Source organism: Mycobacterium neglectum, assembly GCF_002591975.1.
In the GTDB taxonomy this organism is placed as follows: Bacteria; Actinomycetota; Actinomycetes; order Mycobacteriales; family Mycobacteriaceae; genus Mycobacterium; species Mycobacterium neglectum.
This window is the reverse complement of sequence record NZ_NVQE01000069.1, coordinates 1-17,505: the sequence shown is the minus strand read 5'-3', so window position 1 is coordinate 17,505 and position 17,505 is coordinate 1. Positions and strand designations below refer to the sequence as shown.

At 64.8% G+C, this 17,505-nt stretch carries 14 protein-coding genes and 2 pseudogenes; 12 read left to right on the top strand and 4 right to left on the bottom strand.

Going from position 1 to position 17,505, the window contains the following annotated elements; all coding sequences use genetic code 11:
• Positions 1–126: 126 nt before the first annotated feature.
• Together CSQ99_RS29160 and rsmA are read left to right on the top strand one after the other, a co-directional pair.
• Positions 127–276 (top strand): annotated as a pseudogene (locus CSQ99_RS29160) (transglycosylase family protein); the annotation flags it as partial.
• Complete coding sequence (rsmA, locus tag CSQ99_RS29155) at positions 273–1,211, top strand: 16S rRNA (adenine(1518)-N(6)/adenine(1519)-N(6))-dimethyltransferase RsmA (protein WP_176561281.1); 939 nt, start codon at positions 273–275, stop codon at positions 1,209–1,211. The pseudogene CSQ99_RS29160 and the gene rsmA, both read left to right, overlap by 4 nt.
• Positions 1,212–1,220: 9 nt before the next feature.
• Here the strand turns inward: rsmA and CSQ99_RS29150 are convergent, their stop codons facing one another.
• Positions 1,221–2,021, bottom strand: coding sequence for a serine/threonine-protein kinase (locus CSQ99_RS29150; protein ID WP_099042462.1), 801 nt, complete (start codon positions 2,019–2,021; stop codon positions 1,221–1,223).
• Between the two features lie 84 nt (positions 2,022–2,105).
• Here CSQ99_RS29150 and CSQ99_RS29145 point away from each other — a divergent pair, with 84 nt between their 5' ends.
• The 4 genes from CSQ99_RS29145 to CSQ99_RS29130 all read left to right on the top strand — a co-directional run bounded on the left by CSQ99_RS29145 (position 2,106) and on the right by CSQ99_RS29130 (position 7,021).
• Positions 2,106–3,074 (top strand): 4-(cytidine 5'-diphospho)-2-C-methyl-D-erythritol kinase, encoded by a 969-nt coding sequence (locus CSQ99_RS29145; protein ID WP_099042460.1) that lies wholly within the window; start codon positions 2,106–2,108, stop codon positions 3,072–3,074.
• A 360-nt stretch (positions 3,075–3,434) separates the two neighbouring features.
• Positions 3,435–5,069 carry a fatty acyl-AMP ligase gene (locus CSQ99_RS29140; RefSeq protein ID WP_099042459.1) on the top strand — a complete coding sequence of 545 codons (1,635 nt, stop codon included), beginning with the start codon at positions 3,435–3,437 and terminating at the stop codon, positions 5,067–5,069.
• 99 nt (positions 5,070–5,168) lie between these two features.
• A complete protein-coding gene (locus CSQ99_RS29135; RefSeq protein WP_176561280.1) occupies positions 5,169–6,176 on the top strand; it encodes an ATP-binding cassette domain-containing protein in 1,008 nt (335 codons plus the stop codon).
• A complete protein-coding gene (locus CSQ99_RS29130; RefSeq protein ID WP_099042458.1) occupies positions 6,173–7,021 on the top strand; it encodes an ABC transporter permease in 849 nt (282 codons plus the stop codon). The genes CSQ99_RS29135 and CSQ99_RS29130 overlap by 4 nt, the downstream gene beginning before the upstream one ends.
• On the opposite strand, the gene CSQ99_RS29125 is transcribed toward CSQ99_RS29130, so the two are convergent.
• Positions 7,018–8,067 (bottom strand): phosphotransferase family protein, encoded by a 1,050-nt coding sequence (locus CSQ99_RS29125; protein ID WP_099042457.1) that lies wholly within the window; start codon positions 8,065–8,067, stop codon positions 7,018–7,020. The two genes, CSQ99_RS29130 and CSQ99_RS29125, sit on opposite strands and share 4 nt — an antisense overlap.
• Before the next feature lie 101 nt (positions 8,068–8,168).
• Positions 8,169–8,732, bottom strand: a complete 564-nt coding sequence (locus CSQ99_RS29120; protein WP_099042456.1) for a TetR/AcrR family transcriptional regulator — start codon at positions 8,730–8,732, stop codon at positions 8,169–8,171.
• Positions 8,733–8,882: 150 nt separating this feature from the next.
• On the opposite strand from CSQ99_RS29120, the gene CSQ99_RS29115 reads away from it, so the two are divergent.
• The 6 genes and pseudogenes from CSQ99_RS29115 to CSQ99_RS29085 all read left to right on the top strand — a co-directional run bounded on the left by CSQ99_RS29115 (position 8,883) and on the right by CSQ99_RS29085 (position 16,259).
• The gene (locus tag CSQ99_RS29115; RefSeq protein ID WP_099042455.1) at positions 8,883–10,046 is read left to right on the top strand and encodes an Rv3169 family protein; all 1,164 of its coding nucleotides are present in this window, start codon (positions 8,883–8,885) and stop codon (positions 10,044–10,046) included.
• A gap of 145 nt (positions 10,047–10,191) precedes the next feature.
• Positions 10,192–11,222, top strand: a pseudogene (locus CSQ99_RS29105) (4Fe-4S binding protein).
• A gap of 45 nt (positions 11,223–11,267) precedes the next feature.
• Entirely contained in the window at positions 11,268–11,960 is a 693-nt protein-coding gene (locus CSQ99_RS29100; RefSeq protein ID WP_099042454.1) for a cutinase family protein, read from the top strand.
• A 395-nt stretch (positions 11,961–12,355) separates the two neighbouring features.
• Positions 12,356–14,038 carry a GMC family oxidoreductase gene (locus CSQ99_RS29095; RefSeq protein ID WP_099042453.1) on the top strand — a complete coding sequence of 561 codons (1,683 nt, stop codon included), beginning with the start codon at positions 12,356–12,358 and terminating at the stop codon, positions 14,036–14,038.
• Positions 14,038–14,979 (top strand): LLM class flavin-dependent oxidoreductase, encoded by a 942-nt coding sequence (locus CSQ99_RS29090; RefSeq protein WP_099042452.1) that lies wholly within the window; start codon positions 14,038–14,040, stop codon positions 14,977–14,979. Before CSQ99_RS29095 ends, CSQ99_RS29090 begins: the two co-directional genes overlap by 1 nt.
• Complete coding sequence (locus CSQ99_RS29085; protein WP_099042451.1) at positions 14,976–16,259, top strand: LLM class flavin-dependent oxidoreductase; 1,284 nt, start codon at positions 14,976–14,978, stop codon at positions 16,257–16,259. Before CSQ99_RS29090 ends, CSQ99_RS29085 begins: the two co-directional genes overlap by 4 nt.
• 39 nt (positions 16,260–16,298) lie before the next feature.
• Here the strand turns inward: CSQ99_RS29085 and CSQ99_RS29080 are convergent, their stop codons facing one another.
• Entirely contained in the window at positions 16,299–17,285 is a 987-nt protein-coding gene (locus CSQ99_RS29080; protein ID WP_099042450.1) for a LysR family transcriptional regulator, read from the bottom strand.
• Between the last annotated feature and the right edge of the window lie 220 nt (positions 17,286–17,505).

The window sequence follows — 17,505 nt, the reverse complement described above, 5'->3', positions numbered from 1 at the left end:
TCGTTACCTGCCGCCTCGCAGCCATATCGATCTTGCCTTCCACATCGGGCAAGCCTTCTAGACCACGCGCTCAAAATAGGTGAGGCACCACCACCGGCCACGCGCTCAAAGTAGGTGAGGCACGTCGACACCTGGGAGCGCAACGGCGGTCTGAGGTATGCTGGCAGAGCCGATTTGGCAACGAGAGAAGAGCAGATCGCGATTGCTGAGGTCACTCGGGCACGTCAGGGGTGGGGTGCTTGGCCGACGTGCAGCGGGAGGATTGGGGCACGCTGACGATTCGTTTACTCGGGCGGACCGAGATAAGACACCTGGCGAGAGAGATTGATTTCCGGCCGCGCAAGTCGTTCGGCCAGAACTTCGTCCACGACGCCAACACCGTTCGTCGAATCGTTTCGGCGTCCAGCGTCAACCGGCACGACCACGTTCTCGAGGTCGGTCCAGGCCTGGGTTCACTGACGCTCGCCCTGCTTGACAGGGGCGCGCGCGTGACGGCGGTGGAGATCGACCCCCTCCTGGCCCGACAGCTTCCCATCACCGTGGCCGAGCATTCCCACAGCGAGATCAATCGTCTGACCGTGCTCAACCGGGACATTCTCAACCTGAGCCGCAGTGAGATCCCCGACGAGCCGACCGCGCTCGTTGCCAACTTGCCTTACAACGTCGCCGTACCCGCGCTGTTGCACCTGTTGGCCGAGTTCCCCTCGATCCGCACCGTGATGGTGATGGTGCAGGCCGAGGTCGCCGAACGCCTCGCCGCCGAACCCGGCGGCAAGGACTACGGCGTACCCAGCGTGAAGGTTCGCTACTTCGGTAACGTCCGGCGCTACGGCATGGTCTCGCCGACGGTGTTCTGGCCGATCCCGCGTGTGTACTCCGGTCTGGTCCGCATCGACCGCTACGAGACGCCACCGTGGCCTGCCGAGGAAGGCTTCCGCGAACGGGTCTTCAACCTGATCGACATCGCCTTCGCGCAGCGACGCAAGACGTCGCGCAACGCCTTCGCCGAATGGGCGGGCTCGGGCAACGAGTCGGCCAGCCGGCTGCTCGCCGCGAGCATCGACCCGTCGCGACGCGGCGAGACGCTCTCCGTCGCGGACTTCGTCCGACTGCTGGAACGGTCGGAAGAGGGCCAGGAAGCCGAAAGCGAGCCCAAGCCGGTCGTGCACCATCGGCAGCGGCGTGAGGGTTCCGTCCCGAGCGTGAGGTAGCACAGCCCGCTAGTGCAGCGCGCGGGCTATCAGCGAGACGAATTCACGACACGTGGGGTAACGGTCCTCTGGCGCCTTCGCAAGGGCCTTCGCGGCGATTGAGTCGAATATGCGTGGCAGCCAAGAGATTTCACGGGACCAGCGCGGCGGCGGCCGGTGCAGGTGCGCGTCGATCAGGCCGAGCCCAGACGGCATCGTGAATGGCGGCGATCCGGTGATCAACTCGACGGTGGTGCATGCCAGCGCATACTCGTCGGTGGCTCCCGTCGGGGCGTGGCCGGTGATCAGCTCCGGCGCAGCATAGGGCAGCGATGCCTCGATTTGTGTTGCCCGGTAGCCGACATCGTCGGTGACCGCGTGGGCGACTCCGAAGTCGATCAGGACTGCTCTGGAAGGGTCCTGGTGCACGTCCTGGTGTAGGAGGATGTTCGCCGGCTTGACATCGCAGTGCACGATTGCTCGGTTGTGGGTGTAGTCCAATGCGTCGGCGATCTGCTCCAGTGCGGCAAGACGTTTCGCCAAGGCGTCCAGGTCGTTGATCCTGCCACCGGCGACAAGCTCCATCGACAGCCATGCCGGGCCGCGCTTGTACACCGTCACGATGTGGGGATGGGTTAGGCGGCGGGCGAATTCGAACTCACGTCGCAGCCGCGCGACGTGCTCGAGATGGCGGTGATCGCCGTCGAGCACCTTGAGCGCCACGTCCTGATCCGAATCCATGTCGCGCGCCAGGTACACCGTCGCGTATCCGCCGTGGCCCACCACGTGGTCGACGACGTGACCTTCAAACTCCTCGCCGGGCGAGAGCACGTCCTCAGAGTAGGGGGTGTGCGCAGCGACATTGACCTGCTCAGACGGCCACTCGGGCACGGCTCACTCCGATAGTGTCGTCTGGTGTCCAATGGCAGCACCGCATCCGAGTGGGTTCCGACCGGATCGGTCACGGTGCGGGTGCCGGGCAAGGTCAATCTCTACCTCGAGGTCGGCGATCGTCGCGACGACGGCTATCACGAGCTGACCACCGTGTTTCACGCGGTTTCGTTGCTCGACGAGATCACCGTCCGCAACGCCGATGTGCTGTCGCTGGAATTGGCGGGCGAAGGTGCGGACACTCTGCCGACCGATGAACGCAATCTCGCGTGGCGTGCTGCCGAGTTGCTCGCTGACCATGTCGGACGGGCGCCGGACGTGGCGATAACCGTCGAGAAGTCGATACCCGTTGCCGGCGGGATGGCCGGCGGCAGTGCCAATGCCGCCGCGGTGCTCGTCGCGATGAACACGCTGTGGGAGCTCGGGGTTCCGCGCCGAGACCTCCATGTGCTCGCCGCACAACTGGGCAGCGATGTTCCGTTCGCGCTGCACGGAGGCACCGCGCTGGGCACCGGCCGCGGCGAAGAATTAGCAACGGTGCTCGCCCGCAACACATTTCATTGGGTGCTGGCCTTCGCTGAGGGCGGATTGTCGACGCCATCGGTGTTCGCCGAGCTTGATCGGTTGCGTGAGACATCGGGTTCAGACCGCCAGGCTCCGCCGCGTCTCGACGATGCCGAGCCGTTGCTGGCCGCCCTCGCCTCCGGCGATCCGGCACAGCTGGCGCCGCTGCTCGGCAACGACTTGCAGCCGGCCGCGCTGAGCCTCGACCCCGAGCTGCGCCGCACACTGCGCGCAGGCACCGAAGCCGGGGCGCTGGCGGGCATCGTCTCGGGCTCCGGGCCGACATGTGCGTTCCTCTGCTCATCGCCGTCTTCGGCGGTCGACGTCGCCACCCAAATGGCCAGCGCCGGGGTCTGCCGGACGGTGCGCGTCGCCAGCGGCCCGGTGCAGGGCGCGCGGGTGGTGCCGGCGCCGTCGGCCTCCGTGTGACGCGCCTGGCGCCGAGCGCACGGTTGTTGTACGTGAACCTCGATAAGGCCCGAAAACAAGCGTGTGCTCGAGCGTGACGACGGGTGTGACCCAGGACTCAAATATCGCGAGATTTTGGCAGGTCCTTAAGAAATGTTTAAGATGATCGACGGTGAAAACTAGCGGTCATCGTTTGGACGCGACTTTTGCGCCCGCCGGCAACCTCGGTGGGCGATTCGTCATAGCCAGCGCCAAACCAGAGGCATCACCAATTCGAGACTCAACCGCTCCCCATTTGTATGCGCGCCTGCTGGAAAGCGCCTCTGATCAGGCGGAGCATTACCACCGGGCATTCCCTGTTCGGAAACCGAGGAGGTCGTCGTGAGCCGTTTCACCGACAAGATGTACCGAAACGCCCGCACCGTTGCGACGGGCATGGTCACCGGTGAACCGTACGAGCCCGTCCGCCACACCTGGGGTGAGGTCCACGAGCGGGCCCGCGCCGTGGCAGGCGGCCTGGCGGCAGCCGGTATCGGACTCGGGGATTCGGTCGGCGTGCTGGCCGGCTTCCCGGTGGAGATCGCGCCGGTCGCGCAGGGCCTGTGGATGCGCGGCGCCTGCCTGACCATGCTCCACCAGCCCACGCCCCGCACCGACCTCGTGATCTGGGCCGAGGACACCATGAATGTCATCAGCATGATCGAGGCCAAGGCCGTGATCGTCTCCGAGCCGTTCCTGGTGGCGATCCCGGTGCTCGAGGAGAAGGGCATCACGGTTCTGACCGTCGCCGACCTGTTGGCGTCGGAACCGATCGACCCCATCGAGGTCGGCGAGGACGACCTGGCCCTCATGCAGCTGACGTCGGGATCCACCGGATCCCCGAAGGCCGTGCAGATCACGCACCGCAACATCCACTCCAACGCCGAGGCAATGTTCATCGGCGCCGAGTACGACGTCGACAAGGACGTCATGGTCAGCTGGCTGCCCTGCTTCCACGACATGGGCATGGTCGGCTTCCTCACCATCCCGATGTACTTCGGCGCGGAACTGGTCAAGGTCACGCCGATGGATTTCCTCCGCGACACGCTGCTGTGGGCCAAGCTCATCGACAAGTACAAGGGCACCATGACCGCGGCTCCGAACTTCGCGTACGCGCTGTTCGCCAAGCGGCTGCGGCGCCAGGCAAAGCCGGGCGAGTTCGACCTGTCGACGCTGCGGTTCGCACTATCGGGGGCGGAGCCCGTCGAACCCGCCGACGTCGAGGACCTGCTGGATGCGGGTAAGCCGTTCGGGTTGAAGCCCGACGCGATCCTGCCCGCCTACGGGATGGCCGAGACCACGCTCGCGGTGTCCTTCTCACCGTGCGGCGCCGGACTCGTGGTCGACGAGGTCGACGCGGACCTGCTCGCCGCACTGCGCCGCGCCGTACCGGCCACCAAGGGCAACACTCGGCGACTGGCCTCGCTGGGGCCGCTGCTGACCGACCTCGAGGCCCGCGTCATCGACGAGCACGGCAACGTCATGCCCGCGCGTGGCGTCGGCGTCATCGAACTGCGTGGTGAGAGCCTGACGCCGGGCTACATCACCATGGGCGGTTTCATCCCCGCTCAGGACGAGCACGGCTGGTATGACACCGGCGACCTCGGCTACGTGACTGAAGAGGGCAACGTCATCGTGTGCGGTCGCGTCAAGGACGTCATCATCATGGCCGGCCGCAACATCTACCCGACCGACATCGAGCGTGCCGCAGGCCGCGTCGAGGGAGTCCGGCCGGGCTGCGCCGTCGCGGTGCGACTGGACGCTGGCCACGCGCGGGAGACGTTCGCCGTGGCCGTGGAGTCCAACGCCTGGCAGGACCCGGTCGAGGTGCGCCGCATCGAGCATCAGGTCGCCCATGAGGTGGTGGCCGAGGTCGACGTGCGGCCGCGCAACGTCGTGGTGCTCGGGCCGGGCAGCATCCCGAAGACACCGTCGGGCAAGCTGCGCCGCTCCAACTCGGTCTCGCTGGTCACTTAGTTCCGCCGCCTTCCCGCGCGCGACCGACCGTGTTTGTACGTGACACGCCGCGGAGATGTGGCATTTTGCGGTCGCTCGTCGTCGAAATGAACTCGCGCGATGTCGGGGCCGGTCGATACCGTCGACGCCATGACCTCCCCGGCCATTGAGGCCATCGACCTCGTCAAGAAATTCGGCGGCCCCGCCCGTGACAGGCCAGCCGTCGACGGTGTGAGCTTCGTGGTGCCGCCCGGCACGGTGCTGGGGCTGCTCGGGCCCAACGGGGCGGGCAAGACCACGACCGTCCGGATGATGGCGACGCTGACGGTGCCGACCAGCGGAACGGCTACCGTCGCCGGCTACGACATCCTGCGCGAACCGGACATGGTGCGTCGCAACATGGGCCTCACCGGACAGGTCGCCACCGTCGACGAGCTGCTGACCGGACGCGAGAACATCCGGATGATCGGCGGCCTCTACGGCATCGGACGTCGCGATCTGGAACGTCTGGGAAGCCAACTGCTCGAACAGTTTTCGATCACCGAGGCCGCCGACCGGCCGGTACGTGGATACTCCGGTGGCATGCGTCGACGGCTCGACCTCGCCGTCAGCCTCATCGCGTCGCCGCCAGTGCTGTTCCTCGACGAGCCAACGACCGGACTCGATCCGCGCAGCCGAAACGACCTGTGGGACAAGCTGCGCCGCCTCGTCGCCGACGGCACCACGCTACTGCTGACCACGCAATACCTCGAGGAAGCGGACCAACTCGCCGACAACATCGTCGTGATGAACCACGGCCGGATCATCGCGCAGGGCACGCCGTTTCAGCTCAAGCAGCAGGCGGGCAACGCCAGCCTGGTCGTCACGGTGTCCCGGGCGACCGATCTGCCTGCGGCGCGGGAGCTGATCGCGCGCACGGGCGCCGACGTCCACGTCGATGTGGGCGCCAGGATGCTCACCGCGAAGGCCGACGGTATAGCCGAGCTGACCCGCGTCGCTGACTGGTTGCAGGAGGGTGCGATCGAAGTCGACGACATCGGTTTGTCGCGGCCCAGTCTTGACGACGTGTTCCTGTCCCTCACCGGCCATCGCGCCGAGGGTGACGACGCCGGGGAGGTCGGCGCGTGACAGCCACCGAGCACAGGCCCCGCGACACCATCGAGCGGCCGCAGATCCGTCAGACGAACATCCTCGAGCAGTCCTGGATCATGGTCAAGCGCAACATGATCCACACCAAGCGGATGCCCGAGATGCTCAGCGACGTCACCGTGCAGCCCATCATGTTCGTGCTGTTGTTCGCGTTCGTGTTCGGCGCATCGATCGCGACCAGCGGAAGCGCGTCCTACCGCGAGTTCCTGCTCCCGGGCATCCAGGCCCAGACCATCGTGTTCACCGCATTCGTGGTGTCCACTGGCATCACCGCCGATGTCGAAAAGGGCATCATCGACCGGTTCCGCTCGCTGCCGATCCGGCGGTCCGCCGTGCTGATCGGTCGCAGCATCGCCAGCCTGCTGCATTCATCCATCGGTGTGGTGGTGATGGCGGTGACGGGGTTGTGCATCGGATGGCGGATCCGCGGGGGTGTGGCCGATGCTGTGCTCGCATTCGCGCTGATCCTGGTGTTCGGCTTCGGGATGATCTGGTTCGGGATCCTGATCGGCTCAGTGATGCGGTCGGTCGAAGCGGTCAACGGCGTGATGTTCACCGTGCTGTTTCCGATCACGTTCCTGGCGAACACCTTCGCGCCGACCGAACCCATGCCGCGCTGGCTTCGGGTGATCGCCGAGTGGAATCCGGTGTCGTCGCTGACCCAGGCGGTACGGCAGCTGTGGGGCAACGGCCCGCCGGCGCCGCCGGAGGCGCAACTGCCATTGCACCACCCAATACTTGCGACGATCCTGTGGTCGTTGGCGATGACGGCGGTGATCGCGCCGTTCGCGTTGCGGGCGTACGCCCGCCGCACGGGTGACTAGGCGCGGATCGCCTCGATGGTCCACGTGGGCAGAATCGGTGCCCGTGTGAGGAAGTGGTCGGGTTGGCCGTTGGTGCGCAGGAGCATCTGGGTGCGCAGAATGCAGCAGCCCATCCGGACCATCGCGAAAATCTCGTACCAGTCCAGGTTTTCGAGTTCTCGGCCGATCATCTCCTCGAACCTGACGACCACTGCTGTGCGGCTGGCGAAGCCGGGCAGCTCGGGGTCGGCATCGATTCCGTTCACCTCCAGCATCTGCTTGCGGGTGGCGAGCCACCACGCGATGTCGGCCTCGGCCGGGCACACACACGCCTGCTCCCAGTCCAGCGCCCCGACGATCTGGCCGGTGTCGTCGAAGATGGCGTTGGACATCCGGGCATCTCCCCAACAGATCGTCGGGGCCGACGTCTCGTCCGGTTGACGGCGTCGCAGCCAGCCGAAGGCCTCGGTCATGATGTCGGGGACCTGGTTGTCAGATCCCCACCGGGCGTACTCGTGCCACCATCCGAGCTCCGCGGAGACACCGAATCCGGCGGGGCGCTCGAGCCACGTCGCCTCGCTGACCGGAACGCGCTGCAGGCGCGCGAGTGTCTCGAGAAACGAATCGTGTGCGCGCCGCTGAACGTCGGGCCCTGCGTGGTGCATCCAACCCCTCGTGGCGTACGACGTGTCCGACGGCGTATGGCCGACGATGCGTGGCATCACAAGGAATTTCGTGCCGAGCCATGCGCGGTCGGGCTCGTACAGGATCGGTGACGGTGTCGCGATGCCGTAGTCGTGCAGCAATTCCTGCGTCAGGGTCTGGGTGCCCAGATCGTATTCGCGAAAAATTCCGCCGCCCGTGGGAGGAATTCGGATGACGTATTCATTCGTCTCGCCGTCGACCTCGGCGGCGAACACCAGGCTTTCGCTCGACCATCCCGCCGCCCGATTGGCCGCGCTCAGCTCCGAGACCACCGTTTCGCGGGCGAATCGGTACTCGAACCACTTCTGCAGCTGCGCACGCGTAGCGGCAAGGTCGCGTTGGACGAGCGTGATCCCAGCCATGAGGAACAGAGTTACATAGCACCCACTAGATGTAAAGAACAGCTACTTTACGTGTGATGGTCCCGTTGTAATATCCTTCTGCAGGGACCCGACCCAGTGGCTTAGTTGTCGACCACCCGCGACAAGCGGCGTCGTGAGGGACCGAGACCCGCAGCGTGGCGCAGTTCGGCAAGGAACTGTTCGGGAGTCCCGCCGCCGATGATGTAGTGGCACACTGCGATCCGTACGACGGCGGCCGCATCGATTTCGCTGTCGTCGCCGGGGATGATGCGGGCGATGCGCTCGTGGATGATCGGCAGCACCCGCTTCAATTGCTGCAGCACATGCTCGGGCTCGATGTCGGCCAGCGATCCCAGCGAATAGGTGCTCTGAAACTCGACGACGAACCGCAGTGCGGCGTCCAGTCGGTCGGGCCCGCTGAGGCCGGCGACCGCCGCGGCGATGCCGGCATCGAAGTTGTCCTGCTCGTAGAGGCCGAACGCCTCGAGTAGTCCGTCCTTGGAGCCGAAGTGCCGGTACAGCGTCGGGCGCGACACCTTTGCCTCAGTGGCCACATCCGAGAGCTGCAGTTTGCGACTGCCGTCCCTGGAGAGCACGACGAAGGTGGCGGCCAGGATCCGGCGCCGCGTCGACGGATCCGCGTCGGCGGTGGGGCGAGAAGCCACGATCGCATCCTTTACATCTATACGTCCAAATGTCACACTAGCGCTCTCCGGGTTCCGGCGCCGGTTTCATGAAGCGAGACATTGCTGGTGCCAATGTTAAGTGTCGCGCTGGGGGAGGTTGGGGGCCCGGAACCGCAGAAAGGTAGTCGCTTGCTGACGACGAACTACGGCGCCCTGGTGCCAGAAGACGAACTCCTCGCCCACCAGATCGTCGACACCTTCGCCACGGTGAGCCAGTCGGACCCGTCGTGGACCGAGAAGATCTGGACCATCGCGCACGCCCGCGACAACTCACTACAGGTTGTCCTCGGCGTCGGCAAGTACACCAACCGCGGCGTGTTCGACGGAGCGGCAGGTGTATGCCGCGGTACCGAGCAGTGGACGGTGCGTGCGGGGCGCCGATTGTCATCGGATCCGGCGGGTACCCAGGTCGGGCCTATCTCCTACCGCGTGGTGGAGCCGTTGCGCGCGATCCGGGTGGGCCTGGAGAAAACCGACCACGCCCCGATCGCGTTCGACGTCGAGCTGCGAGGAAGTTTCGATACGGCGCTGGAGGATCCGTGGCCGGACCGCAGCCCGGACGGCTACCGCGTCACCCACAATGTGTTGCGATACCACCAGATCGGGGTGGCGTCCGGATGGGTGGAGCTAGAAGGTGAGCGCACCGAAATCGAGGCGGACGAATGGATTTCGATTCGGGACCACTCCTGGGGGCTGCGACCAGGCGTCGGTAAGCCGATCCCGGGTCTGCCGCGCGGGGGCCGCAAGATAAAGCAGATGTTCATGACGTGGCTGCCGATGACGTTGACGCGCCAGGACGGGTCGACCTACTCGCTGTTCGTCATGTACCAGGAGGAGCGGGGCGACGGTTTTCTCGAGATCCGTTGCCAGGCAGAGCAGCAGAACGACGACGGCACGTCACACCGGTTCGTCTCCGTCGAACAGGACATGCACTTCCAGGACGACAACCGGCGGTTCACGCACGGCACCGTGACCCTTATCGATTCCGACGGCGCCAAAAGACCGCTGGCCATCACTGCGGCCGGGCCGGGCGGCTTTCATCTGGGCACCGCGGGTTACTACGGCTGGAACGACTGGGTGTACGGCCAGTGGGTCGGCGATCTCAAGGTCGAGGGCAGCCACGTGGTCGACTGCGATAAACCCGAGAACGCGCGCGAGCTTCATCAGTTGCGCGATCTGCTCGTGCGGGTAGAGGATCCCGTCGGCGGCGGAGTAGGGCTGGGCAATGCCGAGACGTTCGCACTCGGCGCGTTTCCCGAGCGCGGGCTGACGCTGGCGAACTCGTTCCTGTGACGCGCGGCGAGTGCCTTCAGTCTGCGGACCGTTTCGGCTGACTCCGGGTCGTCGTAGCCGACGGGGACCGCTGCGCCGATCGTCCGCACCTGCCGTCGCCCCTCGCCTGCCAGCGATCATCTGAGTATAGTGTACTATACCTAGCATGACCGACAGGATCCCCGCCCGGCTCGCCGACCACCCGACGGTCCGCAAGGTGCGATCGCGAACTGTCCGGCGACCGGGCGTCATCGACGCAGACTGGCTGCGCGAGGTGTGTCTGAACGCGGGTGCCGACGACGTCGCGTTCGCCAGCGTCGACAACCCGGAGTTGGCCTCCGAGCGCGAGCACGTCGACGCCGCACTGCCCGGCACGCGCAGCTACATATCCCTGGTCGTGAAGATGAACCGCGACAACGTCAGGTCGACGGCGCGCAGCGTCGCCATCAGGAGTTCCACCGTAGCGGCGAGATCATGAACGAGGCCGCCCACCGGATCACCCGTGCGCTGGAAGACGCCGGCTACCGCGCCATCAATCCGTCGATGTCGTTTCCGATGGAGATGGACCGATTCCCCGGCCGCATCTGGGTGGTGGCGCACAAACCCGTCGCGGTGGCCTCCGGCCTCGGGGTGATGGGAATCCACCGCAACGTGATTCACCCGAAGTTCGGCAACTTCATCCTCCTGGGAACGGTGCTCGTGGCCTCGCAGATCAGCAGCTACGGTGAGCCGCTTGACTATTCACCCTGTCTGGAATGCAAGCTCTGCGTGGCGGCCTGCCCGGTCGGTGCGATCAAGAAGGATGGTGAGTTCGACTTCGTCGCGTGTTCGGTGCACAACTACCGCGAGTTCATGGGCGGATTCACCGACTGGGCGCAGACCATCGCCGACAGTGAGGATGCCGCCGATTTCCGCTCGCGGGTGAGCGATTCCGAGAACGCCTCGATGTGGCAGAGCCTGTCCTTCAAGGCCAATTACAAGGCGGCCTACTGTCTGGCCGTATGTCCGGCGGGTGAGGACGTCATCGAGCCCTACCTCGAAGACCGGAAGGGGTTCATGGACCTGGTGCTCAAGCCCCTGCAGGAGAAGAAGGAGACGCTCTACGTGCTGCCGAACTCGGTGGCCAAGGAGCACGCTGAACGCCGATTCCCCCACAAGCAGATCAAGGTGGTCGACAGCGGCATCGGGGGGCGGTAGGCCCTGCGTGGAATGAATTGAGCCGTCCGCGGCGTTTGCCCATGCATGAACAAGGTGCGTGGGCTGATTCTGACCGTTGCGGCAGCGGCGGTTTCGGGTGTGACGCTCGTCGCACCCGCGGTAGCGCAGGCTGCGGCCTGCCCCGATGTACAGGTGGTTTTCGCACGCGGCACCGGTGAGCCAGGCGGGGTCGGGCGCGTCGGCGATGCATTCGTCAACGACCTGCGGTCATTGGTGCCGGGCGAGTCCGTCGACGTCTACGCCGTCAACTACCCGGCTTCATACAACTTCCTGCGCGCCGCAGAGGGCGCGAATGATGCCAGTGCCTTCGTCCAGAACACCGTCGCGACCTGCCCCGACACCAAGATCGTGCTCGGCGGCTTTTCCCAGGGCGCGGCCGTCATCGATGCCATCGCCATCGCTGACCATCCCCAGCTCGGCTTCACCAACCCGATGCCGCCGGCCGTCGCCGATCATGTCGCCGCGGTGGCGGTGTTCGGCAATCCGTCCATCAAACTGCTCGGAGGCCCGCTCACGGCGCTGAGCCCGGGGTACGGGTACAAGACCATCGACCTGTGCAACGGGGCCGATCCGGTGTGCTCCAGCGGTGACGACAGGCCGGCGCACAGTCTCTACGTCGAGTCCGGGTTGACCACGCAGGCAGCACAATTCGTGGCTAACCACCTCGCCACGGAGGCTCCGGTCAGCACGCTGGCGAGCGAAACAACGCCGAACTGACCTCAGCCTCAGGCGTGCATGGTGTTCTGTGTGCGCGGCCAGCCCGTTATTTCCACCTGCCCGAGTTCTCCGGATCTAGCAGTTCTGCGAGGTGCAGGCTTGGCTGGTTGGGCCTCAGCTGCTTGAGCTGCATATGGCAACTCGGGCGATTCCGAGCGCTGGCCAGCCCTCGACGCCGGGCGAATTCCTGAACGTCAAACTGATTCGGATCGCGAACGCCTCTTGAAGCGTGGGCATCATCGCTTGCCCTGAGCCCGAACCGCTGCGCATCTGTCGCCGTACTCGAGCGATCATCTGTTATCGACATCATCGATGGCAGGCATTGCCCGGAGGATATGGCCCGATGAGAGGACTGCCCCTAGCTTCGGAGACATGGAGAACGGAGACCAACCGCGATGACAACCGCTCAACCCGAGCCAATCGAGAGCCAATACTCCGCCGGGTCTGAATCGTCGGAGTTCGTCCGGCGTGCCAAGGAGAACCAGGAACGGCTGGCCTCGGCGCTCAGACCGGACTACGACGTCATCGTGTGCGGTGCCGGTTCATCAGGCTGTGTGGTCGCGCGCCGGATTGCCGAAAATCCGGATGTCGCTGTGCTTCTGCTAGAGGCGGGGGGCGACGACGATGTGCCAAGCGTGATGGATCCGCACCTGTGGCCGATAAACCTGGGTAGCGATCGGGACTGGGGTTTTGTAGCCGAACCGAACCCTCATCTGAACGACCGGTCGATTTCGATGTCGATGGGCAAGGTGCTCGGCGGCGGATCCAGCGTGAACGTGACGAGCTGGGCGCACGGCCACAAGGTCGACTGGGACTTCTTTGCTGCCGAATCTGGCGATCCTGCCTGGAGTTATCAAAGCGTCCTCGACATCTACCGCCGAATCGAGAGCTGGACGGGCGCAGCAGATTCCCGGCGTGGCACCGGGGGGCCGATGCATGTCGAGCCGGTTCAGAATCCCCACCCGTGCGCGGCGGCGGTCGTCGACCGCGCTCGCTCCATGGGTATGCCGACGTTCGACAGCGCTAACGGCGAGATGATGGAGGGCACCGGCGGTGCCGCCCTGCTCGATGTCGTGACGAAAGACGGTCGGCGCCAATCGGTTTTCCGCTCATACGTGTTTCCGATCCTGGATCGCCCGAACCTGACGGTGCTCACCGACGCGGTGGTGCGCAGGCTGGTGCTGGAAGGGCAGCGTGCCACTGGGGTGGAGTTCACTCACCGCGGGACGGTCCACCGCATCGGTGCCCAGTCCGAAGTGGTTGTGTCGCTCGGCGCCATCAACACTCCTAAGCTGCTCATGCAGTCAGGCATCGGTGATGAAAAGCAGTTGAGACAATTCGGGATTCCGGTGACAGTCCATCTACCCGGGGTGGGCAACAACTTCCAGGACCATCTTCCGTTTCCTCTGGTGTGGGAGTTCCCATCGAACTGGAACAATGATGCAAGGGGGCAGGCCAGCATGTTCTGGACCAGCCGAGCCGGGCTGGACAGCCCAGACATGTACGCCTGTTTGGGGGCGATTCCCTTTGGCACTGCGGCGACCGCGGCCCGCTACCCGCTGCCCGAGAAGGGCTGGTTTCTGTTCGGCGCGCTGACGCAACCGAAGAGTCGCGGCACCGTGAGCCTGACGGGCCCAGGCCCCGACGACCCGCCACGGGTCGACGCCAACGGGCTCTCACATCCGGATGACCTTGCCAATTCCCGCCTTTGCGTACAGGTGTTGCGTGAGGTCGGCAATTCGGCGGCGCTTCGGCCGTTTGTTCGGCGCGAAGTCATGCCAGGCGATCTCAGCGGCCAGGAATTCGACGCGTACCTGCGCGACGGGGCGACGACGTTCTGGCATCAGGTGGGCACGGCGAAGATGGGCCGCGACGCGATGTCGGTGGTGGACGGAGAACTGAAGGTCTACGGTGTCGAGGGTCTGCGGGTGGCCGATGGTTCGATAATGCCCAGGCTCACGACTGGCAATACGATGGCACCCTGTGTGGTGATCGGTGAGCGGGCAGCGCGGGCCGTGGCGGAAACGCATTTCGGGACGGTGTCCAAACGCCAGTCGACGGGTATGGACATCTATTGATGTCTGACATCCAAAGAGCCAAAGCCGATTTCCTATTTGGCGTTTCGATGCACGTTCCCGGCAACGATATTCGTCGCCTCGCTACCTGCGCCGAGAACGTAGCCGCCGATTTTCTGGTTGTGACGGCTGACGAGAAGGTCGCGCTCCTGGAACCGGCAATGGTCTTGGCGTATCTCGCACCACGCACCACGTTCGGTCTGGTGGCCGAATTCGACGTCACCTATGCTGAACCGTTCTTTACATCGAGAGCACTGGCGACACTCGACCACGTCGCAACGGGCAGGGTCGCCTGGCAGCTCAAGATCGACGCAAGCGAGGAATCCGCGCGCAGACGCGGGCTGCCCGCCCCGTTGCCACCTGGCGAGTTGACTGACCGTATCGTCGAATTCACCAATGTCATACGCGATTTGTGGGACAGCTGGGAAGATGACGCGATCGTCCGTGACAAGGCACGCGGAATCTTCATCCGCGCCGACCGCGTGCACCATCTCAACCACGCGGGCAGATACTTCGCGGTTCGCGGACCCGCAACCCTGCCTCGGCCGCCTCAAGGCCATCCACCCACGTTCGTCACGCTCACCGATGACGCGCAGAGTCGACGTCTGGCCCAAGCAGTCGGCGAGTTACTGCGCCTGCGGACCACCTCTGTGGATGAGGTCCGGGCGGCGCGCAAGGAGTTCCCAGAGGCACGCATCGTTGTGGACATTCCCTTCATCAGCCTGTCGGACACACTCACCGTGCTCGACACGATCTCCGATGTCGCGCACGGAATCATCGTTGATATCGACAGCGAAAAAATCGGCGAGGCAACCATTCTGACTATCGGGGACGAACTCGCCAACCGTGGACTGCGTGATCTCGCCCCCCGAAGCGGAACGCTTCGGCAGCGCCTTGGGTTGTCTCCTGCGGTGAACCGCCTCGCGGTGGAGAGGGTTTCGTGAGTCATCCTCGGCACATTCCGCTCGGCGCCGGCCTGTACACCGTCGGAGAGCCGGTTGCATGGGCACATCGAGATGCCCAGGACCTCATCGATTTCGACGCGCATCGACATTTCGTCACCGCCGCGGAAGCCGCCAAGCTCGACTTCATGTTCTATGGTGAAGACCTGAGCGTCGGGGAATCCAATGGCCGGGTCCTCGAACCCTATTCGGCCGGACGTCTCGACTCGGTAGTTCTGTACGGCGCTCTCGCCGCCATCACCACCAAGATCGGATTGATGGCTACCGTCAACGCCACGTTCTCCAACCCGTATGAGCTGGCTAGTCAGATCGGCTCCTTGGCGGCGATCTCGGGTGGTCGCGCCGGGTGGAATGTGGTGACGTCGGCGAATGCAACCACAGCGGCGAACTTTTCCCACACCGATCTCCTGCCGCGCGAGCAGCGCTACCAGTGGGCGGCCGAGTTCGTCCAGCTGACCAACGGGCTTTGGGCGTCCCCCACAACCGGGATGACGTATCACGGCAGGTACTTCGACGTGAGCGCCACGGCCGCCCTGTCGGTCGATCCGCGGTCGCATCCGGTGCTGATGCAGTCAGGCGAATCCGATGCCGGACGCGACTTCGCCTCGGAACACGCGGATTTGGTATTCACCGGCTTTGAAAGCGTGGAGAAGGGGCAGCTGTTTTACAGCGATCTCACGCGCCGAATCGCCGATCGCGGTCGGGCCGCCGAAGGAGTGAAGATCATGGGAAGCGCCTTCGTGCACGTCGGTGAGACTGACCGTGATGCCACGGATGAGTTTGCCGAATTGCGGAACTCGATGATGACCCCCGGCATGGTGCGAAACTACCTCGGCCGGTACTGGGGTCGGGATCTGTCGGGCTATGACGTGCACGGGCCGCTGCCCTCCGTCGAACCGGATTGGCAGGTTGCCGGTGAGTACACGAAGAATCGTATTCGCGGCGAGCGCGACCCGCGCAAGGCGGTGGCCGAGCTCAAGGCGATCGCGGAACACGAGAACTTGTCGATGGCCGAACTGGTGCCACGTGTGTTCGACGACACGATGGCCACCATCGTCGGGTCGCCCACTACGGTCGCTGACATCATCGAGGACGCGGTAGATCGTCGCGCGGTGGATGGGTTTGTTCTCACCTCCGCGCTGCAACCTCACGGCATGGATCGCTTCTACGAGTTGGTGCTGCCGATTCTGCGCGAGCGCGGCCGGTTTCGTGAGGAGTACACGGGCCAGACGCTTCGCGACCACTTGGATCTATCGGCTTGAGAAACCGGGATCGGGGAGGCCTGCAAACGCCATCGATCCTCAGATGTTGCCGGCCGCGGCGGTGATTCGCTCGCGCAGCCAGTGATGCGCGGGGTCTCGTTCCATGACCGGGTGCCAGTACAAATGCTGGACGATCGGGTCGATCTGAAGCGGCGTGTTCAGGGTGCGCAAGTCTTCCCCGACATGAGACTGGCGCAGAAGTCGTCGCTGTACAAAGCCGAACAGCTGCGTGCCGCGTATTAGTTCAGGCACGAGCACGATGCTGGCTGTAGTGAGCACCGTCCGGGGCTCCATGTGCAAAGCAGCAAGCGCCCTGTCGACGAGCGCGGGGCCGCACGCGTGATCGTAGTGTCTTACATACGAAAGCCGTTGCATATCTTCACTGTTCAGTGTCTCATCAACGGCGCGGTTGTGCTTCCACACCACGGGAACATATTGTTCGGTGAACAACTTTCGACGCTGAATGTACGGCGCATGGTTGGGCATGTACTGCTTCGGGATGACGGCCAGATCGATATGGGCCCGCTCGACGGCCATCGATGTCGACAGGTTGACTGGCACCACGTTCACGGTTACGCCTGGCGCTTCGTGTTGCAACTGCTCGAGGAGAGGCCGCAGCAGCACCAGGGTGACGTAGTCGCTCGCGGCAATGGTGAAGGAGTGGCTATCCACCTTCGGGTCGAAAGCCGGCGTGATCATCAGGAGCTGGTCCAACCCGGCGAGCACGGCATGCACGGGTTCGAGGAGCGCCTGCCCCATGGGTGTGAGTTCGAGTACCTGGCCGTTGCGAACCAGCAGCGGATCTTCGAACAATCGTCGCAGCCGGGCCAGAGCCGCACTCATCGCAGGCTGACCGATCCCCAATGTTTCGGCTGCGCGCGTGACGTGGCGCTGGTCGAGCAAGGCAGCCAGCGCGGGCACAAGGTTGAGATCGATGCGCCGCACGGCGCCCAAGACGTCCGCGCGGGTTCGGGGCTCCGGGCGATTGTTGCGTCCGGAGAACGTGGGCAGCATCGTGTCGGTCACTGGTCTCCTCACCGTGCCCGCCGGGTGTTCATCTACAGGGTTCAACGGCCTGCCACCCGTTTCCCATTCACCTGCGATGACGGGAAAGGCGCTCTAGGAGGGCGCTGAACAAGGCGGTTCTGAGACTGGCCGGCGGGACGGGCCAGGGCGCGAGAATTGGCGTGCTGTCGCTTGCGAGGGCGGGATCGTGGTGGGGATGGGCTCTCCGGGCCCGTGACTG